Below are 24,503 nucleotides of genomic sequence, written 5' to 3'. Positions count from 1 at the left end.
AGTGAGGCCCATGCGCATCGCCGTGAGTCAGATCAGCTCGACCACCGATCCCCGGTCCAACCTGGAACTCGTGCGTGACGCGGTGCGCCGGGCCGAGGGTGCGCGCGTCGTGGTGCTGCCGGAGGCGACGATGTGCCGTTTCGGCGTGCCTCTCGGACCCGTCGCGGAGCCGTTGGACGGTCCGTGGGCCTCGGCGGTGCACGAGATCGCGGTGCAGCACGACGTGGTGGTCGTGGCCGGGATGTTCACGCCTTCCGGTGACCGGGTGACGAACACACTGCTGGTGACCGGGCCGGACCTGCACGTGGGCTACGACAAGATCCACCTGTTCGACGCGTTCGGGTTCCAGGAGTCGCGGACGGTCGCGCCGGGTTCGTCGCCGGTCGTGTTCGAGGTCGACGGGGTCACGCTGGGCGTGGCCACCTGCTACGACATCCGCTTCCCCGAGCTGTTCCGGGCGCTGGCGGACGAAGGGGCGTCCGCCGTGCTGGTCGGGGCGTCCTGGGGAGCGGGGCCCGGCAAGAAGGAGCAGTGGGAACTGCTGGTGCGGGCGCGCGCGTTGGACTGCACGTCGTTCGTGGTGGCCTGCGGGCAGGCCTTCCCCGGTGATCTCGGGTCGACGGCACCCACCGGGATCGGGTACTCGACGGTCGCGGACCCGTTCGGAAATGTCGTGGTACAGCTGTCGGAGCAGGTGTCCGAGACGGTCGTCGACCTTGACTTCGACGTGGTGGCGAAGGCGCGCGAGGTGTTGCCGGTGCTCGCCAACAGGCGCTTGACCTCCAGTTAGGTCGAGCCCGCACGATCGGGGCATGACACTTCCCGAGTTGCCCGCCTTCGTCCGCGGCCGCGAGGAGATCGACGGCTTCACCCTCTACCGCTCCGGCGGCCCGCGCGACCAGCGGGAGGTGGGCTGCGTCGTGCTCGTCACCGTCGACACCGACGATGAAACCGCCGCACGGGCGTGGATCGACTCGGTGTTCGTCGCGCTGGCGAGTGAGCCGAACCCGCACCCCGGTGGGATCTCCGCAGCCTTCCACATCCGGGAGGACGGCAGGCAGGTCATCAACTACGCGGAGTGGGTCAGCGCGCAGGACCACGTCGACGCGCTGTCGGACGGCAACGGTGTCGGTTCGAGGACCGCTGGCTGGCGCCGGGTGCAGAACTTCCCCGGCGCCCGTCCGGCCGGCGTGGAGCGGTACCGGCCGCCGCTACTTCAGGTCCAGGCCGAGGTCGAGTGACGGGCTGGAGTGCGTCAACCCGCCCACCGCGAGGTAGTCCACGCCGGTCTCGGCGTACGCGCGGGCCACGTCCAGCGTGAGTCCGCCGGACGCCTCCAGCTTCACGCCGTCCGGCCTGCGCTCGACGGCCCGCGCGCACTGCTCGGGCGTGAAGTTGTCCAGCAGCACCAGTTCCGCGCCTTCGGCCAACGCCTCGTCGAGCTGGTCGAGGCTGTCGACCTCGACCTCCATCAGCAGCTCCGGCGCGTGGGCGCGGGCGGCGCGGATGGCGGCGCCGACCGAGCCGGCCGCGGCGACGTGGTTGTCCTTGATGAGGATCGCGTCGCCGAGGCCCATGCGGTGGTTGACGCCGCCGCCTGCTCGGACCGCGTACTTCTGCAGCAAACGCAGGCCCGGCAACGTCTTGCGGGAGTCGCGGACGGCGGCGCCGGTGCCCTCGATCGCCGTGACCCAGCGGGCGGTCTGCGTGGCGATGCCGGACAGGTGGCAGATCAGGTTCAGCGCCGTGCGTTCGACGGTGAGCAGGCCTCGGGTCGGGCCGGTCAGCACCAGCGCGGGCTCTCCGGGAACGGCCTTGGAGCCGTCCTCGGCCTCGGAGACCACCTCGATCTCCGGCAGGTAGCGCTGGAAAGCCGTTCGTGCCACGGAGACGCCGCAGAGCACGCCCGCTGCTCGCGGGGTGATCTCGGCGGTCGCGACGGCCTTCTCGGGCACGGTCGCCAGCGTCGTGGCGTCGAGGCCGTAGCGGAGGTCCTCCTCCAGCGCGAGCTGGATGACCCGGTTCGCGTCGTCCCAGTCGATGGTCATGCGACACCTTCTGCGAGAACGGGATCGGCCAGCACGGGCTGGCCGGTCGGGGTGAGCCGGACGAGCTGGCTGCGCTGCCAGGCGTCCGAACGCCCGGTGAAGTCCGTGCGGACGTGGCAGCCGCGCGACTCGGTGCGCTGCTGGGCCGCGGCGATCAGGGCACGGGCGGCCGTGGTCAGCGCCGCGTCCTCGACCAGTTCGCGCGACTCCAGTTGCTTGTCCACTGTGGACACGTCGAGCACCGAGCCGACGACGGCCAGACCCTCGGCGTCGCGGCCGATGGCGGCGTAGCGGGACATCACACGCTGGAGCAGGTCGCGGTCCGCGACCGGGGCGATCGGGAGGACCGGGTCGACGGTGCGGGCGGGCGCGATCAGGCCGATCGCGAGGTCGGCGGCCACCGTCTCGGCGGCACGGGTGCCGCAGACCAGGCCTTCGAGCAGGCTGTTGGACGCCAGGCGGTTCGCGCCGTGCAGGCCGGTGCGGGCCACCTCGCCGACCGCGTACAGACCGGTCACCCCGGTGCGGCCGTCGACCGTGGACACCACGCCACCGCAGGCGAAGTGCGCCGCGGGGGCGACCGGGATCGGATCAACGGCCGGGTCGACGCCGACCGAGACGCAGGCCGAGTAGACCGTCGGGAAGCGGGTCGCCATGTCGCGCAACGCCGTCGCGTCCAGGAAGACGTGGTCGTCGACGCCACCGGGTTCGGTCGCCATGTGCCGGGTGATCGCGGCCGCCACGACGTCGCGCGGGGCCAGGTCCTCCAGCGGGTGCACGCCCTTCATGACGCGCGCGCCCGTCGCGTCGACCAGCACCGCGCCTTCGCCGCGCACGGCCTCCGTGACGAGCGGGCACCGGCCTCGCGCGCCGCGGCCCGTGTAGAGGACGGTCGGGTGGAACTGGATGAACTCGACGTCCGCGGCCAGCGCGCCCGCCCTGAGGGCGAGCGCGAGACCGTCTCCCGTTGCCACGGAAGGGTTCGAGGTCGCCTGGTACATCTGGCCGAGGCCACCGGTCGCGAGCAGCACGGCGGGCGCGGTCAGCACGCCGGGCACACCGTTGCCGTCCAGCACCAGGAGTCCGGCCACCGCGCCGAGCGGCGTCTTCACCGCGTCGACCGCGACGTGGTTCTCCAGCAGGGGAACCCGTCCGTCCACAGTGGCCTTCAGCAGCGCGCGCTCGACCTCGGCGCCCGTCGCGTCACCGCCGGCGTGCACGACGCGGAACGCGCTGTGGCCGCCCTCGCGGGTGCGTTCGAGCAGGCCGTCCGGCCTCGCGTCGAACACGGCACCGCGCTCGCGCAGCCGGGCGACGGCCGCGGGGCCGTCGGTGATGATCGCCGCGACCGCCGTGTCGTCGCAGAGGCCCGCGCCCGCCGTCAGCGTGTCCCCGATGTGCTTCGCGACCGAGTCGCCGGGGTCGTGCTGGTCCTCCATGACGACGGCGACACCACCCTGCGCCCAGCGCGTGTTGCCGTCGTCGCCCGCGGCCTTCGTGACGACCAGAACGCGAAGTCCCAGCTCACGAGCCCGCAGCGCGGCGGTGAGACCCGCCACGCCGGTGCCGACCACGATCAGGTCGGCTCGCGCTTCCCAGCGCGCGGCCATCACTCACCGCCGCCGGGCTGGCCGATCTCGATCATGCGCTGCACGGCGCCCTGGGCGCGCTTGGCGGTCTCCAGGTCGACGTGCACCTCGTCCAGGCCCTCACGCACGCACCGCAGCAGCGCGGCCGGCGTGATCATCTTCATGTAGGTGCACGACGCGCGGTCGTTGACGGCGCGGAAGTCGATCTCCGGGGCGGCCTTGCGCAGCTGGTGCAGCATGCCGACCTCGGTCGCGACGAGCACCTTCTTCGCGTTGGTGCTGCGGGCGGCGCTGATCATGTCGCCGGTCGAGAGGATCTTGACCTTCTCCGCCGGGACGATGCCCTCGCCGCTCAGGTAGAGCGCGCTCGTGGCGCAGCCGCACTCGGGGTGGATGAACAGGTCCGCGTCCGGGTTCGCGGCGGCGCGCTCGGCGAGCTCGGGGCCGTTGATGCCGGCGTGGACGTGGCACTCGCCCGCCCAGATGTGCAGGTTGTCGCGGCCGGTCTCGCGCTTGACGTGCGCGCCCAGGAACTGGTCCGGGCAGAACAGCACCTCGCGGTCGGCCGGGATCGACGCGACGACGTCGACGGCGTTCGAGGACGTGCAGCAGATGTCCGTCTCGGCCTTCACCTCGGCCGTGGTGTTCACGTAGGACACGACGACCGCACCGGGGTGCTGCGCCTTCCACTCGCGCAGCTGCGCGCCGGTGATCGAGTCGGCGAGCGAGCAGCCCGCGCGCTCGTCCGGGATGAGCACGGTCTTCTCGGGCGCGAGGATCTTCGCGGTCTCGGCCATGAAGTGCACGCCGCAGAAGATGATGGTCTGCGCGTCGGACTGCGCGGCGATCCGGCTGAGCGCCAGGGAGTCGCCGGTGTGGTGGGCGATGTCCTGGATCTCGGGCAGCTGGTAGTTGTGCGCCAGGATGACGGCGTCCCGCTCCTTGGCGAGGCGCAACACCTCGTCCCGCCACGCCGCGTTCGGCTCGACTCCGCCGTACACGCCTGACGCGGTTCGCCCCACGGTTGCGGTAGCGACCATCACTGCCTCCTCGATCCGGGGTTTTCGCCTATTGGTCGAAAACGTGGCCGATAGTATCAGCCGGGTGGCAGGTGTGGGGCACGAAGTTCTGGCAGCCGTGCTGCGGGTGAGAGGTGCGTCACTCCAGGTCATGCTGTGGGAGCGCGCACGGGAGCCACACGCTCACCGCTGGTCGCTGCCCGGCGGCGAGCTGCGGGTGGACGAGGACGTCGAGTCCTCCATCCGCCGCCAGCTCGCGGAAAAAGTCGACGTGCGACAACTGTCACACGTGGAGCAGCTGGCCGTCTTCAGCGCCCCGGACCGCGTTCCCGGTCCCCGCGTCGTCGCGACGGCGTTCCTCGGACTGGTGCCTTCGGACGTCGACCCGGAAGTGCCGTCGGACACCGCCTGGCACTGCGTCGACAAGCTGCCCGCCATGGCGTTCGACCACGCCTCGATCGTCGCGCGAGCACGACACCGGCTCGGCTCGAAGCTGTCGTACACCAACGTCGGGTTCGCCTTGGCGCCCCCGGAGTTCACGATCTCGCTGCTGCGCGACCACTACTCGGCGGCGCTGGGCTACCGGGTGTCCGCGACGAACCTGCAGCGCGTGCTGTCCCGCCGCCTGCTGCTGGAACCCACAGGTGGCACCGCTCCCCCCGGCCCGTCCGGAGGCCGTCCCGCCGCACTGTTCCGGTTCAGCGCCAAGGGAATCAAGGTGACCGATCCGTTCGCCGTGCTGAGACCGCCGGGATCCGGCCGTCCAGCAGGCGGAGGTGGCACCACGTAACGTTGCACGCGTGGCAGAGACGCTTCCGTTGTTCCCCCTGGGCACCGTGCTGTTGCCAGGGGCGTCTTTGCCGTTGCACATCTTCGAACCGCGCTACCGCCAGCTCGTCGTCGACCTGATGACCGGCTCGCTGTTCGGCCGCACGTTCGGCGTCGTGTGCATCAAGGAGGGCTGGGAGGTGGGCGCCGACAACGTCCGCTCCCTGCAGGACATCGGCTGCTCGGCGGACCTGCTGGACGCCAGGCCCCTGCCCGAGGGCCGCTTCGACATCGTGACGCGCGGGGTGCGCCGGTTCCGGCTGCTGGACGTCGACACCACCACGGCGCCGTACCTGCTCGGGACCGTCGAGTACCTGGAGGACGCCCCGGTGCCCGAGGCCGCTCTGGAGGTGGTGCCGTTGCTGGAACGCGGGGCTCGTGCGGCGCATGAGCGGTACTGCGGGGCGGCCTGGCACCAGGAGGATTGGTCCTCGCCTGCCTCCGATGTGGAGTTGGGGGCTTTGTCGTACCTGCTGGCGGCTGACTGCCTGTTGCCCGTGGAGGATCGGCAGCGGTTGCTGGAGGAGCGGTCGCCGGCTCGGCGGTTGCGGTTGGTTCGGCGGATGTTGCACCGGGAGACCGGGATTTTGAGCGCTTTGAAGGCTGTGCCGGTGCCTTTGACGGAGTTCGGGCACGTGCCCAGCCCGAACTAGGGGCGGGCTGCGGCGCGGGGGCGTGGCTGGGGCTGGGGTTGGAGTGGTGGCGCGACCGGCAGGCCTTGGCTGGGGCTGGGCCTTGGCTGTGATGGCTGGGCGGTTGAGGCGGGCCCTGTTTGGGAGTGGCGGCGCGACTTGGGGTCGGGGTTGGTCGAGGCACCTTCAGGTCGGAGGTCGCAGCCAAGCTGAGCCGCGGCTGCGGACGCGTGGCCGGAGCCGGTTGTGGTGCGATCAGGTGAGTAGCGGCTGGGATTGAGATCGCGGTAGCGCTGGGGACGTGCTCTGGGGCGCGGCGGCAGGACTGCGGCGCGGGTTGCGATGCCGGGTTGTGGCGGGCAGCGATCAGAGCGGGCTGCAGTGGCGGCGTGGGCCGCGGGGGCGATAGCTGCGAACTGTGGAGCTGGAGGCGGCGGACTGCGGTCGCGGGGCCACGGCACCGAAACCAACGGCGGATTGTGGGCGTAACGAGCCTGAAGCGCTGAAAAGCCGTGAGCAGGCCGCCCCGGCACCCGCTGCCGCACGCCGTTGAGCCGCACCCCGGGAGCCATCGAGCCCAGCCCCAACACGCCGATCGTCGGATCGTTGAAATGTAGCCTTGTGGGATTGTTGAACAATCCTTACTCTGACGTGCACATCACACTCGACCACTCCTCCACCACGTTGCGAGGTGTCCCATGAGCACGTCCACGACCGAGGACACAGGCCGTTTCGCCTGGTTCCGCAGTCTCGGCCAGAAGGGCAGGCGCGCGTTCGTCGGCGCCTTCGGCGGCTACGGGCTGGACTCGTACGACTACTGGGTCCTGCCCCTGAGCCTGGTCGCGATCACCGGCTACTTCGGCCTCACCAAGGCGGAAGCCGGTCTGCTGGGCACGAGCACGCTGCTGATGAGCGCCATCGGCGGCGCGGTCGCGGGCATCATGGCCGACCGGTTCGGCCGGTCCAAGACGCTGATCATCACGGTGGCGGCGTACGCGTTCTTCACCGTGCTGTGCGGGTTCGCGACCAACTACGAGACGTTGCTGGTCTTCCGCGCGCTGCAGGGACTGGGCTTCGGCGGCGAGTGGGCGGCCGGCGCGATCCTCGTGGCCGAGTACTGCAAGCCGAAGTACCGCGGGCGCACGGTGGCGTTCATCCAGAGCGCGTGGGCCGTGGGTTGGGGGCTCGCGGTCGTCGTCAACACGCTGGTGGCGAGCCTGGCCGACCCCGCGATCAGCTGGCGGATCATGTTCTGGACGGGTGCGCTGCCCGCGATCCTCATCTTCTACGTGCGCCGCAACGTCGACGACGCCCCCGAGGTCAAGGCCCAGCCCAAACAACGCGGCACGTTCCCCAAGATCTTCCAGGGGCCGATCCTCAAGACCACGCTGTTCGCCGCGTTGCTCGCCACCGGTGTGCAGGGCGGGTACTACACGCTCGCGACGTGGCTGCCGGCGTTCCTGCAGACCGGGCGCGGCCTCACGATCATCGGCACGGGCGGGTACCTCGCGTTCCTCATCACGGGCGCGTGGATCGGGTACGTGTGCGGCGGCTATCTCACGGACTACCTGGGGCGCAAGAAGACCTTCACCGTGTTCGCGATCGCCAGCGCGTTGCTGATCGTGGCGTACACGCAGATCCCCAACGGTGCCAACACGTTGGTCATGTTCCTCGGCTTCCCGCTCGGGTTCTGCATGTCGGCCATCTTCAGCGGGTTCGGCAGCTACCTGTCCGAGCTCTACCCGACCCAGCTCCGCGGGACCGGGCAGGGCTTCACGTACAACTTCGGGCGCGCGTTCGGCGCGGTGTTCCCGGGGCTGGTCGGGTTCATGGCCGACCGGCTCGGCATCGGCGGTGCGATGCTGTTCGGGGCGGCCGCGTACGGGATCGCCGTCGTCGCCCTGATCTGGTTGCCGGAGACCGTCAACAAGGAGCTCGAATGACGACCGCGGGACAGGCGCCGGGCCAGGCGCAGGCCAACCTCATCGCCATCCCCCGGGACTGGGCGTACGACTTCCTGCTCTTCACCCACCGCAACCCCAAGCCGTGCCCGGTGCTCGACGTGCTGGACGCCGGCGAGACGGTCAGCTCGCTCAAGCAGGACGCCGACGTGCGGACCCACGCGCCGCGCTACCGGATCTGGGAGCACGGCGAGCTCGTGGCGGAGCCGGAGAACGCCACCGAGCACTGGCGCGACGACCTGGTGACGTTCCTGATCGGCTGCAGCTTCACGTTCGAGACCGCGCTCACCAACGCCGGTGTGCCGTTGCGGCACGTCGACCAGGGCAGGAACGTGTCGATGTTCGTCACGGACGTGCAGTGCAGGCCGGCCGGACGGTTGCACGGCCCGATGGTCGTGTCGATGCGCTGGATCCCGGAGTCCCTTGTGGACATCGCGCACAAGGTCACGTCGCTGATGCCGGCGGTGCACGGCGCACCGGTCGGGGCGGGAGATCCGCACCTGCTCGGGATCGACGACGTGCGCAGCCCCGACTTCGGCGACGCGATCGAGCCGGAACCCGGTGACGTGCCGGTGTTCTGGGCCTGCGGGGTCACGCCGCAGGCGGTGCTGATGAAGTAGAAGCCACCGTTCGCGATCACGCACGCGCCCGGTCAGATGTTCGTCACGGACATGCCCGACTTCGCCTACCGCGTCGGGTGACCGAAGAGGGCGGCGCCTCGACTACCCGAGGCGCCGTCCCAGGTCGTCCAGTCCGTTCCAGGCCGCGCAGCAGCCGTACGCCAGCGCGGCGCCGAGCGGCCACGCCAGGATTCCCCACCACGTCTCCAGAGCGGGCGCGACGAGCAACGTGTCGTTCGGCTTGATCGACGCCGGCAGCGGGTAGGCGCCCGCGGCGAGCTTGCCGCCCATCCACTGCGCCATCCACCCCGCCGCGAACGAGCCCGCGGTCATGCCCAGCATCACGACCGGCCCGCGCCGCTGCCGCAGCAGCCACGTGGCGATCCCGGTGATCACGCCCGCGCCGATGCCGATCAGCACGAACATCATCAGCGCGTCGAGCCGGTGGTAGCTCTCCACCCCGATCGGGTAGAACTTGCCGTCCTGCGGCGACACGATCTTGAGCTGCGCGGGCGCCAGCCACGACCAGAGGTACGCGGCGGGCAGCCCGAACGCGAACGTCGTCAGCGCCACCACGAGGCTCGGCAGCAGGTCTCGCTTCACTACTACCTTCGCCCGCGGCCGCAGGTAGTAGTGGTAGACGTACGGCGGCTCCGGCACGGGATCAATGCGCACCGGCGCTGCGTTCTCGTCCATTCGCGAGAGGTTACTACCGAGCCGAAGCGGTCTCTCCGTGGCGGCTGCAGCGCGCCGTCCAGCCGTCCGGGGTCACCTGGACGACCATGCGGCGCGCGCACTCCGGGCAGTACCGCGGCGGGTCGATCACGGACAGCCGCTGACGGCAGACCGCGTGGTCGCCGTCAGCTTCCTCTTTGCCGCAGAAGGAGCAGTACACGAGAGCGATCATCACAGGGTCTGGCTCAGCGCCTTGATGGGCATCGACAGCTCTTCCAGCATGTCGAGGTCCTGCTGCGCGGGACGGCCGAGGTTCGTCAGGTAGTTGCCGACGATGATCGCGTTGATGCCGCCGAGCATGCCCTGCTTCGCGCCCAGGTCGCCGAACGTCAGCTCGCGCCCGCCCGCGAACCGCAGGATCGTGCGCGGCAGCGCGAGCCGGAACGCGCCGACCGTGCGCAGCGCCTCCGCGCCCTCCACGACCGGGTAGTTCTCGTACGGCGTGCCGGGGTTCGGGATGAGGAAGTTCAACGGCACCTCGTCGGGCTCGAGCTCCGCGAGCTGCACGGCGAACTCCGCGCGCTGCGCCAGCGTCTCCCCCATGCCGATGATGCCGCCGCAGCAGACCTCCATGCCGGCGTCGCGGATCATCCGCAGCGTGTCCCAGCGCTCCTCCCAGGAGTGCGTGGTGACGACCTCGGGGAAGTGCGAGCGGGCGGTCTCGAGGTTGTGGTTGTAGCGGTGCACGCCCATCGCCACGAGCTCGTCGACCTGCTCCTGCGTGAGCATGCCCAGCGAGCAGGCGATCTGGATGTCGTTGCCGTCCTCGCGGATGGCCTTGATGCCGTCGCGCACCTGCGAGAGCAGCCGCTTGTCGGGCCCGCGCACGGCCGCGACGATGCAGAACTCGGTCGCGCCGGTGTCGCGGGTCTGCCGCGCCGCGCGGACGAGGCCCGGGATGTCCAGCCACGCCGAGCGCACGGGCGAGGGGAACTGGCCCGACTGCGAGCAGAAGTGGCAGTCCTCGGGGCAGCCGCCGGTCTTGAGCGAGACGATGCCCTCGACCTCGACCTCCGGGCCGCACCAGCGCTCGCGGACCTCGTGCGCCAGGGCCAGCAGGTCCGGGATGCGCTCTTCGGGGAGCTCCAGCACCTTCAGCACCTGAGCCTCGGTGAGCCCGACGCCTCGTTCGAGCACCTGCTCACGAGCTTCGTCGAGCACGTCGATCTGTTCCGGCGCTGCGGTCACGGTCTCTCCTCCTCCTGTGGCCTGGCGTGCACTATGCCGCACTGAATCCTTCATCGTGGAGCGACGTAGGTCACTGGACCGCGAATTGAGCGGCGAACGTCTCCGGGTCGAACTCCCCGCCGAACCACGGTGAAAACGATCTCTTGGCGACCGCCAGGAAGTCCACCGGACCGAGCTTCGTCACACCTTGCGGCAGCGCGCCGAGCAACGGGGCGCCCGCCGCCTCCGGCAGGTCCGCCAGGTTCGTGAGCGACGCGAGGTCGGGGTGCGACGGCCAGCTGCCGACCACGACGCCGATGGACTCGAGCCCGCGCCGCTGCAGCGCCTCGGCGGTCAGCGCGGTCGTGTTCAACGTGCCGAGCCCCGCCTGGGCCACGATCAGGACCGGCGCGTTCACCGCCCACGCGACGTCGGCCAGCGTCGAGCCGTCCTCGTCGAACCGCACCAGCAGCCCGCCCGCGCCCTCGACCAGCACGAGGTCGTGGGTCTCGTCGAGCTCCGTCACGACCGCCGCGACGTCCTTGGGAGGCACGGTGGCCATGCCCGCACGTCTGGCCGCGGTGGCGGGAGCCAGCGGGTCGGGATATCTGGCCAGCTCACGCGTCGTCACGTCGCCCGCCAGCCGCGCCACCTCCGCGACGTCGCCGGGCTCGCCGGGCAGCAGGCCGGTCTGCGCGGGCTTGAGCACCGCGACCCGTCTTCCTTCTGCCCTGGCCAGCGCCGCGATGCCCGCGGTGACGGCGGTCTTGCCGACCTCTGTCCCGGTTCCGGTGATCACCAGCACGCTCACGAACCACCACCTTAGGGCGTGAGGTACCCCGCGGTCGCGTCGGTCGTCCGGTCACCCCTTCGTGCCGAATTCGGCGGAGCCCAATTCGGCACGAAGGAGTCGGCCGGACGGCCGACTGCTGGGCGACCGCGGCGCCGCCTCCGGAGGAGCGGCAAAATACGCAGCATGAGTGAGCAACCGATCGTGATGTACGGCGCCGAATGGTGTGGTGACTGTCGCCGGGCCAAGTCCTGGCTGACCCGCAACGACGTGCCGTTCACCTACGTCGACGTCGAGCACGACGACGAGGCGCGGGACCGGGCGATCGAGATCGCGGGCCGCAAGAACATCCCCGTCGTCGTGCTCCCGAACGGCGACTTCCTGGTCGAGCCGACCGACACTCAGCTCGCGGCCGCGATCACGCCCTGACAGATCGCCGCGATGTCGTCGTCCGTGCTGATGAACGGCGGCATCGTGTAGATCAGGTCGCGGAACGGCCGGAGCCACACACCAGCGTCCACAGCGGCCTTCGTGGCTCGTGCCATGTCCACGGGCTCATGCAGCTGCACGACGCCGATAGCGCCCAGCACGCGCACGTCCCGAACGCCGGGCAACGCGCGTGCGGGCGCGAGGCCTTCCTTCAGGCCCTGCTCGATGCGAGCAACCTCACGCTTCCAGTCCTGCGACAGCAACAGGTCGATCGAGGCCAGCGACACCGCCGACGCCAGCGGGTTGCCCATGAACGTCGGTCCGTGCGCCAGCACCGGCACCTCGCCCTTGCTGATCCCGTCGGCCACCCGTGACGTGCACAGCGTGGCCGCCATCGTCAGGTAGCCGCCGGTCAGCGACTTGCCGAGGCACATGACGTCCGGGCTGACGTTGGCGTGGTCGGCGGCGAACAGCTCGCCGGTGCGCCCGAAGCCCGTGGCGATCTCGTCGAACACGAGGAGCACGTCGTGTGTGTACGCCAGCTCTCGCAGCACGTGCAGGTAACGCGGGTCGTGGAACCTCATGCCGCCCGCGCCCTGCACGACCGGCTCGACGATGATCGCGGCCAGTTCGTCCGCGTGCTGCTCGACCAGGTCGGCGAGGTGCTGGACGTACGCGGTGTCCATCTCGGCCGGCGGTTCGTCCGCGAACACCTGCTGCGGCAGGATTCCCCGCCACAGCGAGTGCATCCCGCCCTCGGGGTCGCAGACGGACATCGGGTTGAACGTGTCCCCGTGGTAGCCGCCGCGCCACGTCAGCAGCCGGCTCTTCTCCGGCCGGTTGCGCGAGCGCCAGTACTGCAGGCACATCTTCACGGCGACCTCGACCGACACCGAGCCGGAGTCGCACAGGAACACGTGCTGCAGCTCGGCAGGCGTGATCTCGACGAGCTTCTCGCAGAGCCGGATGGCGGGCTCGTGCGTGAGCCCGCCGAACATCACGTGGCTCATCCGGCCGAGCTGCCCGGTGACGGCCGCGTCGAGCACCGGGTGGCGGTAGCCGTGGATCGCCGCCCACCACGACGACATGCCGTCGACGAGCTCGCGGTCGTCCGCGAGGGTGAGCCGGACACCCGAGGCCTCCGTGACGAGCAGCGGTTCCTGGGTGCCCGGCATCGGGCCGTACGGGTGCCAGACGTGCGCCTGGTCGAGCTTCAGCAGGTCGTCCACCCGCTGCACATTAGGCGAGGCGGACGGGGAGGGTGTGCAGGCCGCGGATCAGCGTGCTGTCCCGCCACACCAACGTCTCCGGCTCCGCGGCGAGCGCCAGGTTCGGGAACCGCGCCAGCAGCTGGGTCATCGCCACGTCGAACTCCAGGCGGGCCAGCGGCGCGCCGAGGCAGAAGTGGATGCCGTGGCCGAACGCCACGTGGCCCTGCGCGGACCGCGTCACGTCGAGCTGGTCGGGGTTCTCGTAGCGCTGCGGGTCGCGGTTGGCCGCGACCAGCGACACCATCAGGATCTCGCCGGCGGGCACCTTGACGCCGCCGAGGTCGAGGGGCTCCTTGGTGTAGCGGAAGGTCGCGATGTTGACCGGGCCCTCCAGCCGCAGGAACTCCTCCGTGCTCGCCGGGATGAGCTCCGGGCGGTCCTTGAGGATCTGCAGCTGGTCCGGGTTGCGCAGCAACGACAGCACCGCGTTGCCGATGAGGTTCACCGTCGTCTCGTGGCCCGCCACGAGCAGCAGGAACGCCATGGAGACCAGTTCCTCGGTGGTCAGCCGGTCACCGGCGTCCTCGGTGTGCACGAGAGCGGAGAAGAAGGTGTCGTTCGGCTCGGCCTCGGCGATGGCGGTGACGTGCTGCAGGAGGAACGCGGCCATCGCGCCGCCCGCGGCCTGCACCTGCTCCGGCGTGCCGAAGGACAGCAGCTGGTTGGACCACTCGCGGAAGTCGTCGCGGTTGTCGATCGGGATCCCGAGCAGCTCACAGATCACCGTGATGGGCAGCGGGAACGCGAAGACGTCCAGCAGGTCGACCTCGTCGCCGTCGTTGAGCTGGGAGATCAGCTCGGCGGCGATCTCCTGCACCCGCGGGCGCAGCAACTCGACGCGGCGGGCGGTGAACGCCTTGGTCACGAGCTTGCGCAGCCGGGTGTGGTCGGGCGGGTCCAGGTTGAGCATGTTCGCGGAGAAACTGGGTTCGAACCTGCGGACCTGCTCGGGGTCGGCGGAGTGCGCGACCATGAGGTGGCCGCCCTCCACGACGTTCTTGCTGACCTCCGGAGCGGTGAGGGCGGTCTTCGCCTCGTCGTACCGGGTCACGAGCCAGACCTTGAGCCCACGCGGCATGCGGACTTCCTGCACCGGCCCCTCCGCACGCAGCATGTCGTGCACCGCGTGCGGGTTCTGGACGTAGTCGTCGGGCAGCTGGGTGAGTGTCGTCACCTCACCCAGTTAACCCCGTTTACTCACGCCTCGCCACCCTTTGTCGACCGATCCTCACGCAGGGTCCGATATAGGCCGCATGACCACTTTTCGGCCTTATCGCTGGATCGTCACGCCGCGGATCGTCTTGAGGTCACCGAAGAGCGACGGCGTCGGCTGGACGCGGAAGTTGTCCACCACCAGCATCTCCTTCGACTTGTCGCGCTTCTGCACCTCGAGGTGCACGGCGACCGAACCCTCGTGCGACTTGAAGACGATCTTCAGTTCCTCGATCAGCTCCGGCGTCAGCGTCTTGGTCTGCAACCCGAGGACGAGCGGCGGTTCCGCGCCGGGGTTCGCCTCCGCGTCGCTGATGTCGAGCGGGACGACCCCGTCGCCGAAGATCGCCATCTTGTCCTCGCGCCAGTTCACGCGGCCCTTCACGCAGACCGCGGAGTCGAGCTCCAGGTCGTCGCGCAGGACCTCGTAGGACTTCGGGAAGAACAGGACCTCGATGGACGCGTCCAGGTCCTCGATCACCGTGATCGCCCACGGCAGGCCGTTCTTGTTCACCCGGCGCTCGATCGACGAGATCATGCCCGAGACGATCAGCTCGCCTTCCTTGGGCGGGTCGTCGAGCACGACGGCGATCGGCCGCGGCGCGAACTTGCGCAGGATCCGCTCGGCGCCGTCGAGGGGGTGCGACGAGACGTAGAGGCCCAGCATCTCCTTCTCGAGGCTGAGCATCTGCTTGCGCGGGTACTCGTCGGTGCCGAACTTGAGGTGCGCCAAGGGGGACGCGCTGTCGTCGGGCTCGTCGGAGCTGTCCGCGCCGAACAGGTCGAACTGGCCCTCCGCCTCCTTGCGCTTGATCGGGACGACGGCGTCGACCGCGTCCTCGTGCACCTGGATCAGCGAGAGGCGCGTGTTGCCGAACGAGTCGAACGCGCCCGCCTTGATCAGCGACTCGATCACGCGCTTGTTGCAGGCGACGAGCTCGGACTTGTCCATGAAGTCCGTGAAGGACGTGTAGGCGCCCTTCTCCTTGCGGGTCTTGATGATCGACTCGACGACGTTCGCGCCGACGTTGCGGATCGCGCCCAGGCCGAAGCGGATGTCCGTGCCGACCGCGGAGAACCGCAGCGCCGACTCGTTGACGTCCGGCGGGAGGACCTTGATGCCGAGGCGGCGGCACTCCGCGAGGTAGACCGCGGACTTGTCCTTGTTGTCACCGACGGAGGTGAGCAGGGCGGCCATGTACTCGGCGCGGAAGTTCGCCTTGAGGTACGCGGTCCAGTACGAGATCAGGCCGTACGCGGCCGCGTGCGACTTGTTGAACGCGTAGCCGGCGAACGGGAGGATCGTGTCCCACAGCGCCTGGATCGCCTCGTCGGAGAACCCGCGCGGATCGGCCCGCATACCCGCCTGGAAGCCCTCGAACTCCTTCGCGAGGACCTCGGCCTTCTTCTTGCCCATGGCCTTGCGGAGCACGTCCGCGCGGCCCATGGAGTAGCCCGCGACCTCCTGGGCGATGAACATGATCTGCTCTTGGTAGACGATCAGACCGTGCGTCTCGCCGAGGATCTCCTTGAGCGGCTCGGCGAGCTGCGGGTGGATCGGCTTCACTTCCTGGCGGCCGTTCTTGCGGTCCGCGTAGTCGTTGTGCGCGTTCACACCCATCGGGCCGGGGCGGTACAGCGCGCCGACGGCGACGATGTCCTCGAACGACGTCGGCTGCATGCGGCGCAGCAGGTCGCGCATCGGGCCACCGTCCAGCTGGAACACGCCGAGCGTGTCACCGCGGCCGAGCAGCGCGTACGTCTCCGGGTCGTCCATCGGGAGCGTGTCGAAGTCCGGGACGGCCTCCTTGCCCCGGTTCATCTCGATGTTCTCGATGGCGTCGCCCATGACCGTCAGGTTGCGCAGCCCGAGGAAGTCCATCTTCAGCAGGCCGATGTTCTCGCACGACGGGTAGTCCCAGCCGGTGATGAACGAGCCGTCGTCGCGGTACCAGAGCGGGATGGAGTCGGACAGCGGGTCCTTCGACATGATGACCGCACACGCGTGCACACCGGCGTTGCGGATCAGGCCCTCGAGACCGAGCGCGGTGTCGAAGATCTCCTTCACCTGCACGTCGGTCTCGAGCAGCGACCGGACCTCGGCCGCCTCGCCGTAGCGCGGGTGGCTCTTGTTGATGATGCCGTTGAGCGGGATGTCCTTCGCCATGATCGGCGGCGGCAGCGCCTTGGAGATCTTGTCGGCGATCGCGAAGCCCGGCTGACCGTGGTGGACACGCGCCGAGTCCTTCAGCGCGGCCTTGGTCTTGATGGTGCCGAACGTGATCACCTGGGCGACCTTGTCGGCGCCGTACTTCTCGCTCGCGTACCGGATCATCTCGCCTCGACGGCGGTCGTCGAAGTCGATGTCGATGTCGGGCATGGCGGTGCGCTCGGGGTTCAGGAACCGCTCGAACAGCAGGCCGTGCGGGATCGGGTCGATGTTCGTGATGCCCATCGCCCACGACACGGCCGCGCCCGCCGCGGAACCACGGCCCGGACCGACGCGGATGCCGACGCTGCGGGCGTAGTTGATCAGGTCGGCGACGATGAGGAAGTACGCCGGGAAGCCCTTGTCGATGATGACCTGGGCCTCGTAGTCGCAGCGCTTGATGTACTCCTCGGGCACCTCGGACCCGCGGAAGCGCCACTCCAGGCCGCGCTGGATCTCCTTGCGGAACCAGGACGCCTGGTCCTCGCCCTCGGGGACCTCGAAGTTCGGGATCCGGTCCTTGATGCTCCAGATGTCGTCGTAGGACTCGACCATCGACGCGACGAGCAGCGTGTTGTCGCAGGCCTCGGGCAGGTCCTTCCAGATCTGCCGCATCTCCTCGGACGACTTCAGGTAGTAACCGTCACCGTCGAACTTGAACCGGTTCGGGTCGGTCAGCATCTTGCCGGACTGCACGCAGAGCAACGCGGAGTGCGTGTCCGCCTGGTCCTTGGTGACGTAGTGGCTGTCGTTGGTCGCGAGCGGCGGGATGCCGAGCTTCTTGCTGATCTCCAGCAGGCCCTCGCGGACCCGGCGCTCGATGTCGAGGCCGTGGTCCATCAGCTCCAGGAAGAAGTTCTCCTTGCCGAAGATGTCCTGGTAGTCGGCCGCGGCCTGGAGCGCCTCGGCGGTGTGCCCGAGCCGCAGCCGGGTCTGCACCTCGCCGGACGGGCAGCCGGTCGTCGCGATGATGCCGTCGGCGTGCTGCGCGACGAGCTCGCGGTCCATGCGGGGCTTGTAATAGTAGCCCGTCTTGCTCGCCTCGGTGTGCAGCCGGAACAGGTTCCGCAGGCCGTCGGCGTTGCGCGCCCACATCGTCATGTGGGTGTACGCGCCGGCACCGGAGATGTCGTCGCCGCGCTGGCCCGGGTCGCCCCAGAAGACCGGCTTCTTGTGCAGGCGGTTGTGCGGCGCGAGGTAGGCCTCGATGCCGATGATCGGCTTGATGCCCGTCTTCGTCGCCGTTTGGTAGAACTCGTCGGACCCGTACATGTTGCCGTGGTCGCTCATGCCGACCGCCGTCATGCCGAGGCGCCCGGCTTCCTCGAACAGCGGTGCCACCTTGGCCGCACCGTCGAGCATCGAGTACTCGGTGTGCACGTGCAGATGCACAAACGAGTCCGCCACGGTACCTCCAGGAGATCGAACGGACGCGTGGGAAGGACGCGAATTCCGGATCCGCCAACCCTATCCCGCCGCCAAGATCACCTCACGGAGGCACGGGGGTTTGTCGCCTTGATCTCGATCGGGTACGCGGTGTCACGGCTGTCAGGACCGGCGGGTAGCGTTCGAACAGTGGTGGCCCCCGATCCCGTAGACGCACGCCTGCTCGCCGTCCTCGCCGAGTCAGGTCGCGCCGCCGTGCACGAGATCGCCCAGCGCCTGGGCATGGACCCGCGCGAGGCCGCCATGCGCCTGATCACGCTTTCGGGCAGCGGCCTGCCGTTGCTGGTGGGCGTGGAGTGCGACCCGAACGGCATCCGCAGGGCCCTCGCGAACGCCGCCGCCTACGGAAACTACCTGGGTGGTCCGCCGTCCGGGCCGTACGCCGTGCACCAGAGCGGCCCGCACCCGGTCCAGCAGCAGCCCTACGGTCCGCAGGGCCCGATCAGCCAGCCGTTCCCCGCCCAGCAGCCGCCGCAGCAGACGTGGGGTCCGCCGCAGTCCGCGGGCTGGGTGCGCGCCGACCAGCCGCAGCCCAGGCCCGTCTCGCGGACCGGCAAGATCGGCTCGGCCCTCGACGCGGACAGCCTCGAAGGTGCGCGCCTGTCGATCCAGCTGGTCGAGGTCGTGGACCCGGCCGACTTCCTGTTCACCGCGGCCGGCTACAAGCTCGCCGAGGGCGAACGGGCCGTGGTCGTGCACACCGAGGTGACGAACACCTCGCAGGTGCCGTTCACCTCGCTGCCGGACATGTACCTGGTGCTGGTGACGAAGACCGGTGAGACCGTGACGAAGGCGCCCGTGTCGCTGTCCTCGCGGCCCGCCCACAAGCTCGGCGTGCAGCCGGGCGAGACGGCGGGCGGGCACAGCGTGTTCGTGCTGCCGGACGCGACCGAGATCATCCAGGTCCGCTGGAGCGTGCGCCCCGAGGTCGACCTGAACACGCTCGTGTGGACCGTCGAGGACTAGAGAAGTTCCAGCGCGGCGGCGTGCACGCCTGGCGCGGACGCCAGGTACTCGCGGGTCGTCAGCTCCCACGGCTTGCCGTCGAGATCCGTGACTATCCCGCCCGCCTCCTGCACGAGCAGCACACCTGAGGCGTGCGCGCGCACGTTGTCGTACTGCCAGTGCAGGTCCATCCGCCCGGCGGCGACCTGGGCGAGCTGGTGCGTGACCGGCACGGAGATCCGAACGTAGAGGGCGTGCTTGGCCATCGTGGCGTACGCGGCGCCGACCCGGTCCGCCATCTCCGGCCCCTGTCCCGGCTGGGCCTGCCCGGTGCCGGCGAGGGCACCGTCGAGCGAGGTCTTGTCCGAGACGTGGAGACGCACGCCGTTCAGGAACGCGCCGCCGCCGTCGGTGGCCGTGAACATCTCGTCGAACAGCGGGAAGAACACGACGGCGAGCACCGGGCGGCCGTCGCGGACGAGGCTCACGCCGATGTTCCAGTCGGTCATGCCGTGGACGGCGTTCATGTTGCCGCCGACCGGGTCGATCAGCCACCACTCGCCCTCGGGGAGGGGCCCGTGGCCGTGCTCGTCGTCGAGCCAGCGGGCCTGCGGGCGGATCTCCTCCAGTTCGGGCTTCAGCAGGTCGGCCACGGCGGCGTCGTTGGCGCGGACCGCCTCGACGATCTCGGTGAGGGACGAGGCGCGGGACTCCGGCGAGTAGCGCTTCAGCATGCGGGCACCGGCCCGGCGGACGGCGGCGGTGACGGCGGGAACGAGAGCGGTGGTGTCGGTGTTCACGGCTTCCTCCAAGATTGTCGGTCATGCAAGCGGATCTGAACCTGCTGGTCGTGCTGGACGCCCTCCTCGAGGAGGGCAGCGTGATGGGCGCGGCGCAGCGGCTGCACCTGTCGTCGCCCGCGGTGAGCCGCACGCTCGGGCGGATCAGGAAGGTCACCGGCGACGACATCCTGGTCAGGACGGGCCACACGATGACTCCCACGCCGTATGCGCTCGGCATCGCCGAGGAGGTGCAACGGCTCGTGCGGGAGGCGAACGCCGTGCTGGCGCCGAGCCGTGAGCTGGACCTCGCGGAGCTGGAGCGCACGTTCACGATCCAGTGCCACGACGCCCTCGCCTCGGCCGTGGTGCCGGCGTTGGTGGGACGGATCGCGGAACAGGCGCCGGGGGTGCGGGTGCGGGTGCTGGCGGAGAACTCCGCCGACACCGACGACCTGCGGCACGGGCGGGTCGACCTGGAACTCGGTGGCGGTGGACCGGATCTCCCCGAGTTCCGCTCGGAGGTGCTCGGGACGGACCCGCTCGCCGTCATGATGCGGTCAGGCCACCCCTGCACCGAACTGGACCTGCGCGCGTACGCGGCCTATCCGCACGTGGTGGTCTCACGGCGCGGCAGGTTCACCGCCCAGATCGACGACCTGCTGGCCGCGGAGGGCTTGCAGCGCCGGGTGATCGCGACCGTGGCGACGGTCCACTCGGCCCTGCAGATCGCGGCGGCGAGCGACGTCCTGGTCACCACCACGACGATCCTCTGCCGACCGCTGGTCGAGGCGTTCGGGCTGGTCACGCGGCCGTTGCCGGCCGAGTCGCCGGAGGCCCCGGTCCACTGCAACTGGCACCAGCGCTACGACTCGGACCTCGCCCACGCGTGGCTGCGGGAGCAGGTGCGGGCGACCGTCACCGAGGTGCTAGCCCGCTAGCGGCAACGCGACCCGGCCCGCGAACCGCGGGTTCTCGGCCTCGTCGAGCATCGCGGCGGCCACGGTCTCCCGGCTGACCTTCGCCCCCAGGTCGAACGCCGGCGCCTCGTCCAGGCCGACCGTGCGGCCCGGACCCGCGGGCTCGTCGGTGAGCACCCCGGCGTGGAAGACGGTGCCACCGGCTTCGAGGACGGCGGTGTCGGCCGCGATCTTGTCCGGGATCCGGTCGCCGAAGAACTCGGCCAGCACCGCCGCGCCCTCGCCCGCCGCCTCGGCCGACGGGCCCGTGCCGTACGCGCCGAGCCAGACGATCCGGCGCGGACCGGCGGCGATCACGGCCTTGGCGCCGTCGAGCAGCACGCCCGGGGTGTCGGTGCCGAGACCGGACAGCACGACGGAGTCCGCGTCGATGCTCAGCGGACCGCCCACCTCACCGGCGACCTTGCGCAGGTTCGGGTGGTCGACGGTGATCCGGGACGGGGTGCGGGCGATCGCCGTGACGGTGTGGCCGCGCTCCAGCGCCTGGCGGGTGAGGGCGAGACCGGTGCGGCCCGAGGCCGCGAGAATGGTGAGCTCCATGCCTCGAACGCTATGGAGCACACCGGTTAACATCAAGTGCAACCTAGCTAACCGGCGATTTACCCAGACGCAATCAGCCTTCGTCGCGCAGCTTCTCCAGCGCGGAGGCCAGGTCGGCCGGGTACTCGGACGTGAACGTGACCCACTGGCCGTCCGCCGGGTGGTGGAAGCCGAGCTGACGCGCGTGCAGCCACTGCCGCGAGACGCCGAGGCGCTTGGACAGCGTCGGGTCGGCGCCGTACGTCAGGTCGCCGACGCACGGGTGGTGCAGCGCCGAGAAGTGCACGCGGATCTGGTGCGTGCGGCCGGTTTCCAGGTGCACCTCTACGAGGGAGGCGGCGCGGAACGCCTCCATCACCTCGTAGTGCGTGATGGACGGCTTGCCGGAGTTCATCACCGCGAACTTGTAGTCGTGCTTCGGGTGGCGGTCGATCGGGGCGTCGATGGTGCCCTTGATCGGGTCCGGGTGGCCCTGCACGATCGCGTGGTAGACCTTGTCGACGGTCCGCTCCTTGAAGGCGTGCTTCAGGGCGGAGTACGCGGACTCGGACTTCGCGACGACCATCACGCCGGTGGTGCCGACGTCGAGCCGGTGCACGACGCCTTGGCGCTCGGCGGCACCGGAGGTGGCGACGCGGTGGCCCGCGGCGGCGAGACCACCGACGACGGTCGGCCCGGTCCAGCCGGGTGACGGGTGCACGGCGACGCCGACGGGCTTGTCCACGACGATGATGTCGTCGTCCTCGTGGATGATCTCCAGGCCCTCGACGGGGATCGCCTGGACGGTGATCGGCTGCGGCGGCGCGGGCAGCGTGATCTCGAGCATCGACCCGGCGGTGAGCCGGTCGGACTTGCCCACGACCCGGCCGTCGACCAGCACGTCGTCGGCGTCGGCGATGGCCGCGACGGCGGTGCGGGACAGGCCGAGCAGCTTCGCGAGGCCGGCGTCGACGCGCATGCCGTCCAGTCCGTCGGGAATCGGCAGCGTTCGGTAACCGCTCACGCGGGGGCCTCGACCTTCTTCTCCTTGCAGAACCCGCTGAAACTACCAGGAGCAGCTATTTCGGCTCCGGCTGACCGTCGGCCTCCACGAGCACGGGCGCCTCGCGGTGGACCGTCCCGTCGTAGTCGTGCTGCAGCAGCGCCAGCACGATGATCGTCACGCCGCCGCCGATGATCGCCATGTCCGCGACGTTGAACACCGGCCACACCCGGCCGTAGGGGTCGAACAGCGACAGGAAGTCGACCACGTGGCCGCGCATCGGGCCGGGCTCGCGGAAGAGCCGGTCGACCAGGTTGCCGACGGCGCCGCCGAGCACCAGGCCGAGGCCGACGGCCCACTTCTCCGAGCGCAGGTTGCGCGAGATCCAGAAGATGAACCCGGCGACGCCCAGCGCGATCAGCGCGAGGACCCACGTCATGCCCTCGCCCAGGCCGAACGCGGCGCCGGGGTTGCGGACGAACGTCAGGTAGAGCACGCCGCCGAACAGCTTGATCGGGCCGGCGTCCTCGAGGAACGCCACCGACACGACCTTGGTGAGCACGTCCAGGGCCAGCACCCCGCCCGCCAGCACCGCAAGGGTCCTGATCCGCGGCTCCGGCAGCGAGCCGGTGATCGAGAACTCCTCGTCGTCGTCGGCCTTCGCGCCGGGCTCCGCGGGCTTCTCCGCGACGGCGGGTTCCTCCCGCTCGCCGGCGTGCTCCTCCGCGGGCTCGTCGGCGGCCTTCGCGGCCTCTTCCTCCGGGGCCTTGGGCTCGTCACTCACCAGGTCAGTGTCCACGAAAGGGACTACGCGAGGAACGGCGGCAGGGTTCGGTCGTCGTTCTCGGGGACCCAGCGGCCGTCCTGCCGCGTGTAGGTCCACTTCGGACCTTCGGTGACGAGGGTGCGCAGCGCCGCCACCAAACGGTCGACGTGCTCGGCCGTCGTGCCGAGGCCGATCGACGCGCGCACGGCACGCTGCTCGTGCGATCCGACCTGCTTGACGAGGCGGCCCACGATCACGTGGGCGCAGAACGCTCCGTCACGCACGCCGATGCCGTACTCGGCGGACAGCGCCGCCGCGAGGAAGCCCGCGTCGAAACCGGAGACCGTGAAACTCACGACCCCGACCTTGTCGGCGTCGGTCAGGATCTGCAGCTCGCGGAGGCCGGGGATCGCGTTCAGGCCGGTGCGCAGGCGCGTGAGCAACTCCTGCTCGTGCGCGACCGTCTGCTCCCAGTGCCGCGACAGGATCTCGCAGGCCGAGGCCAGCGCGTGCACGCCGACGACGTTCGGGCTGCCGGCCTCGTGCCGCTCGGGCACCGCGGACCAGGCCACACCGAGGCGGTCGCCGTGGTCGGTCACCTTGGAGGTCGCGCCGCCGCCGACGAGGTACGGCTGGGCCTGCTGCAGCCAGTCGGCCCGGCCGACCAGCACACCGGCGCCGAACGGCGCGTAGATCTTGTGGCCGGAGAACGCGATGTAGTCGACACCCAGCTCACGGGCGTTGATCGGGCGGTGCGGGGCGAGCTGGGCCGCGTCGAGCGCGATGCGCGCGCCGTGGCGGCGGGCGACCTTCGCGAGCTCGGCGACCGGCCACAGCTCCCCCGTGACGTTGGACGCCCCGGTGACGATCACGAGCCTCGGGCCGACCGGGGCGACGGCAAGAGCCCGGTCCAGCGCGACAACTGCGGCGCCAGACGAAGACGGTGCGGGAACGCGCTGGACGTTGGGGCCCCTCCACGGCAGCAGCGCCGCGTGGTGCTCGCTGTCGAACAGCACGACGGCGGTGTTGCGGGGAACGCTGCGCGCCAACAGGTTCAGCGAGTCCGTGGTGTTGCGCGTGAAGACGACGGTGTCGGACGCGTGCGCGCCGACGAACTTGCGGACGCGGTCGCGGGCCTGCTCGTAGACGCGGGTCGAGACCTGCGAGGCGAAGCCGGCGCCGCGGTGCACGCTCGCGTACCAGGGCAGCAGCTCGTCGACGGCGTCGCGCACCTCCTGCAGACAGGGTGCCGACGCCGCGTGGTCGAGGTTGGCGTAGGTGACGCGCTCTCCGGTGACCAGCGGAACCCGCAGGTCGGCGCCGACGACAGCCGGAACGGCGGTGGTGGTGCTGCTGGGGGTGATCGCGAGCGTCATCGAGCTGCCTCCGAGGCCAGGGGCCTACCTGGAGGCCCGCGCTTGACCGGCGCCCCACGCGCCGGACCAGGTCCTCACCAAGGGCACCCCACCGCGGTTGGAGGGTTGCCGGCCAGCAAGCTTGGGCTTGACGCTGGCTCTCATGACCTGCCGACGACGTTAGCGGAGGGTGATCCTCC

Annotated in this window: 23 protein-coding genes, 1 pseudogene and 1 riboswitch; of the genes and pseudogenes, 9 read left to right on the top strand and 15 right to left on the bottom strand. The window is 70.1% G+C overall.

Translation table 11 applies throughout. The features are described from left to right. Window positions 1–10 precede the first annotated feature (10 nt). Both ND450_RS41400 and ND450_RS41395 read left to right on the top strand, forming a co-directional pair. Entirely contained in the window at window positions 11–790 is a 780-nt protein-coding gene (locus ND450_RS41400) for a carbon-nitrogen hydrolase family protein (RefSeq protein ID WP_253323461.1), read from the top strand. Between the two features lie 22 nt (window positions 791–812). After that, window positions 813–1,241: an antibiotic biosynthesis monooxygenase gene (locus ND450_RS41395; protein WP_253323460.1), complete on the top strand. Its 429-nt coding sequence runs from the start codon at window positions 813–815 to the stop codon at window positions 1,239–1,241. Here ND450_RS41395 and nadC read toward each other — a convergent pair. The 3 genes from nadC to nadA are packed head-to-tail and all read right to left on the bottom strand — an operon-like array spanning window position 1,212 to window position 4,677. Further along, on the bottom strand, window positions 1,212–2,048 hold the full coding sequence (gene nadC, locus ND450_RS41390; protein ID WP_253323459.1) for a carboxylating nicotinate-nucleotide diphosphorylase: 837 nt from the start codon (window positions 2,046–2,048) through the stop codon (window positions 1,212–1,214). The two genes, ND450_RS41395 and nadC, sit on opposite strands and share 30 nt — an antisense overlap. Next, window positions 2,045–3,658, bottom strand: a complete 1,614-nt coding sequence (locus ND450_RS41385; protein WP_253323458.1) for an L-aspartate oxidase — start codon at window positions 3,656–3,658, stop codon at window positions 2,045–2,047. Before ND450_RS41385 ends, nadC begins: the two co-directional genes overlap by 4 nt. After that, a complete protein-coding gene (gene nadA, locus ND450_RS41380) occupies window positions 3,658–4,677 on the bottom strand; it encodes a quinolinate synthase NadA (RefSeq protein ID WP_253323457.1) in 1,020 nt (339 codons plus the stop codon). Before nadA ends, ND450_RS41385 begins: the two co-directional genes overlap by 1 nt. 73 nt (window positions 4,678–4,750) lie before the next feature. Between nadA and ND450_RS41375 the strand changes: the two genes are divergently transcribed. From ND450_RS41375 to ND450_RS41360, 4 genes and pseudogenes are all read left to right on the top strand, one after another. Then, window positions 4,751–5,446 carry an NUDIX domain-containing protein gene (locus ND450_RS41375; protein ID WP_256557391.1) on the top strand — a complete coding sequence of 232 codons (696 nt, stop codon included), beginning with the start codon at window positions 4,751–4,753 and terminating at the stop codon, window positions 5,444–5,446. Between the two features lie 10 nt (window positions 5,447–5,456). Then, entirely contained in the window at window positions 5,457–6,137 is a 681-nt protein-coding gene (locus ND450_RS41370) for an LON peptidase substrate-binding domain-containing protein (protein WP_089917225.1), read from the top strand. Window positions 6,138–6,814: 677 nt separating this feature from the next. Continuing rightward, window positions 6,815–8,059 carry an MFS transporter gene (locus ND450_RS41365; RefSeq protein WP_089917227.1) on the top strand — a complete coding sequence of 415 codons (1,245 nt, stop codon included), beginning with the start codon at window positions 6,815–6,817 and terminating at the stop codon, window positions 8,057–8,059. Then, window positions 8,056–8,778 (top strand): annotated as a pseudogene (locus tag ND450_RS41360) (putative hydro-lyase). Before ND450_RS41365 ends, ND450_RS41360 begins: the two are co-directional and overlap by 4 nt. Before the next feature lie 21 nt (window positions 8,779–8,799). On the opposite strand, the gene ND450_RS41355 reads toward ND450_RS41360, so the two are convergent. From ND450_RS41355 to bioD, 4 genes are all read right to left on the bottom strand, one after another. Next, window positions 8,800–9,393, bottom strand: coding sequence for a DUF2567 domain-containing protein (locus ND450_RS41355; RefSeq protein ID WP_253323456.1), 594 nt, complete (start codon window positions 9,391–9,393; stop codon window positions 8,800–8,802). Window positions 9,394–9,406: 13 nt separating this feature from the next. Further along, window positions 9,407–9,604: a hypothetical protein gene (locus tag ND450_RS41350; RefSeq protein ID WP_253323455.1), complete on the bottom strand. Its 198-nt coding sequence runs from the start codon at window positions 9,602–9,604 to the stop codon at window positions 9,407–9,409. Further along, a complete protein-coding gene (gene bioB, locus ND450_RS41345) occupies window positions 9,604–10,620 on the bottom strand; it encodes a biotin synthase BioB (RefSeq protein ID WP_253323454.1) in 1,017 nt (338 codons plus the stop codon). The genes ND450_RS41350 and bioB overlap by 1 nt, the downstream gene beginning before the upstream one ends. Window positions 10,621–10,690: 70 nt before the next feature. After that, window positions 10,691–11,410 (bottom strand): dethiobiotin synthase, encoded by a 720-nt coding sequence (bioD, locus tag ND450_RS41340; protein WP_253323453.1) that lies wholly within the window; start codon window positions 11,408–11,410, stop codon window positions 10,691–10,693. A gap of 165 nt (window positions 11,411–11,575) precedes the next feature. On the opposite strand from bioD, the gene ND450_RS41335 reads away from it, so the two are divergent. Further along, window positions 11,576–11,818, top strand: coding sequence for a glutaredoxin family protein (locus ND450_RS41335; RefSeq protein ID WP_089917236.1), 243 nt, complete (start codon window positions 11,576–11,578; stop codon window positions 11,816–11,818). Here ND450_RS41335 and ND450_RS41330 read toward each other — a convergent pair. From ND450_RS41330 to dnaE, 3 genes are all read right to left on the bottom strand, one after another. Continuing rightward, window positions 11,791–12,993 carry an adenosylmethionine--8-amino-7-oxononanoate transaminase gene (locus tag ND450_RS41330; protein WP_253328134.1) on the bottom strand — a complete coding sequence of 401 codons (1,203 nt, stop codon included), beginning with the start codon at window positions 12,991–12,993 and terminating at the stop codon, window positions 11,791–11,793. The two genes, ND450_RS41335 and ND450_RS41330, sit on opposite strands and share 28 nt — an antisense overlap. Before the next feature lie 64 nt (window positions 12,994–13,057). Then, entirely contained in the window at window positions 13,058–14,263 is a 1,206-nt protein-coding gene (locus ND450_RS41325) for a cytochrome P450 (RefSeq protein WP_253323452.1), read from the bottom strand. A gap of 96 nt (window positions 14,264–14,359) precedes the next feature. Beyond that, entirely contained in the window at window positions 14,360–17,872 is a 3,513-nt protein-coding gene (dnaE, locus tag ND450_RS41320; RefSeq protein ID WP_253328133.1) for a DNA polymerase III subunit alpha, read from the bottom strand. 213 nt (window positions 17,873–18,085) lie between these two features. Here dnaE and ND450_RS41315 point away from each other — a divergent pair, with 213 nt between their 5' ends. Further along, the gene (locus tag ND450_RS41315; RefSeq protein ID WP_253323451.1) at window positions 18,086–18,922 is read left to right on the top strand and encodes an AsnC family protein; all 837 of its coding nucleotides are present in this window, start codon (window positions 18,086–18,088) and stop codon (window positions 18,920–18,922) included. Here the strand turns inward: ND450_RS41315 and ND450_RS41310 are convergent. Then, on the bottom strand, window positions 18,919–19,701 hold the full coding sequence (locus ND450_RS41310) for an inositol monophosphatase family protein (protein WP_253323450.1): 783 nt from the start codon (window positions 19,699–19,701) through the stop codon (window positions 18,919–18,921). The genes ND450_RS41315 and ND450_RS41310 overlap by 4 nt on opposite strands. Before the next feature lie 23 nt (window positions 19,702–19,724). On the opposite strand from ND450_RS41310, the gene ND450_RS41305 reads away from it, so the two are divergent. Continuing rightward, window positions 19,725–20,621 (top strand): LysR family transcriptional regulator, encoded by an 897-nt coding sequence (locus tag ND450_RS41305; RefSeq protein WP_253323449.1) that lies wholly within the window; start codon window positions 19,725–19,727, stop codon window positions 20,619–20,621. Here ND450_RS41305 and ND450_RS41300 read toward each other — a convergent pair. The 4 genes from ND450_RS41300 to ND450_RS41285 all read right to left on the bottom strand — a co-directional run bounded on the left by ND450_RS41300 (window position 20,610) and on the right by ND450_RS41285 (window position 24,324). Then, complete coding sequence (locus ND450_RS41300) at window positions 20,610–21,200, bottom strand: NAD(P)-dependent oxidoreductase (protein WP_253323448.1); 591 nt, start codon at window positions 21,198–21,200, stop codon at window positions 20,610–20,612. The genes ND450_RS41305 and ND450_RS41300 overlap by 12 nt on opposite strands. A 73-nt stretch (window positions 21,201–21,273) precedes the next feature. After that, entirely contained in the window at window positions 21,274–22,158 is an 885-nt protein-coding gene (locus tag ND450_RS41295; RefSeq protein WP_253328132.1) for an RluA family pseudouridine synthase, read from the bottom strand. A 100-nt stretch (window positions 22,159–22,258) separates the two neighbouring features. Continuing rightward, window positions 22,259–22,966, bottom strand: coding sequence for a signal peptidase II (lspA, locus tag ND450_RS41290; RefSeq protein ID WP_253323447.1), 708 nt, complete (start codon window positions 22,964–22,966; stop codon window positions 22,259–22,261). Between the two features lie 23 nt (window positions 22,967–22,989). Continuing rightward, entirely contained in the window at window positions 22,990–24,324 is a 1,335-nt protein-coding gene (locus tag ND450_RS41285) for an aminotransferase class V-fold PLP-dependent enzyme (RefSeq protein ID WP_253323446.1), read from the bottom strand. A 33-nt stretch (window positions 24,325–24,357) separates the two neighbouring features. Further along, window positions 24,358–24,472: riboswitch (SAM riboswitch) on the bottom strand. Between the last annotated feature and the right edge of the window lie 31 nt (window positions 24,473–24,503).

Source organism: Lentzea sp. HUAS12, from assembly GCF_024125735.1.
Lineage (GTDB): Bacteria > Actinomycetota > Actinomycetes > Mycobacteriales > Pseudonocardiaceae > Lentzea > Lentzea albida.
This window is presented reverse-complemented; position numbering and strand designations above follow the sequence as displayed.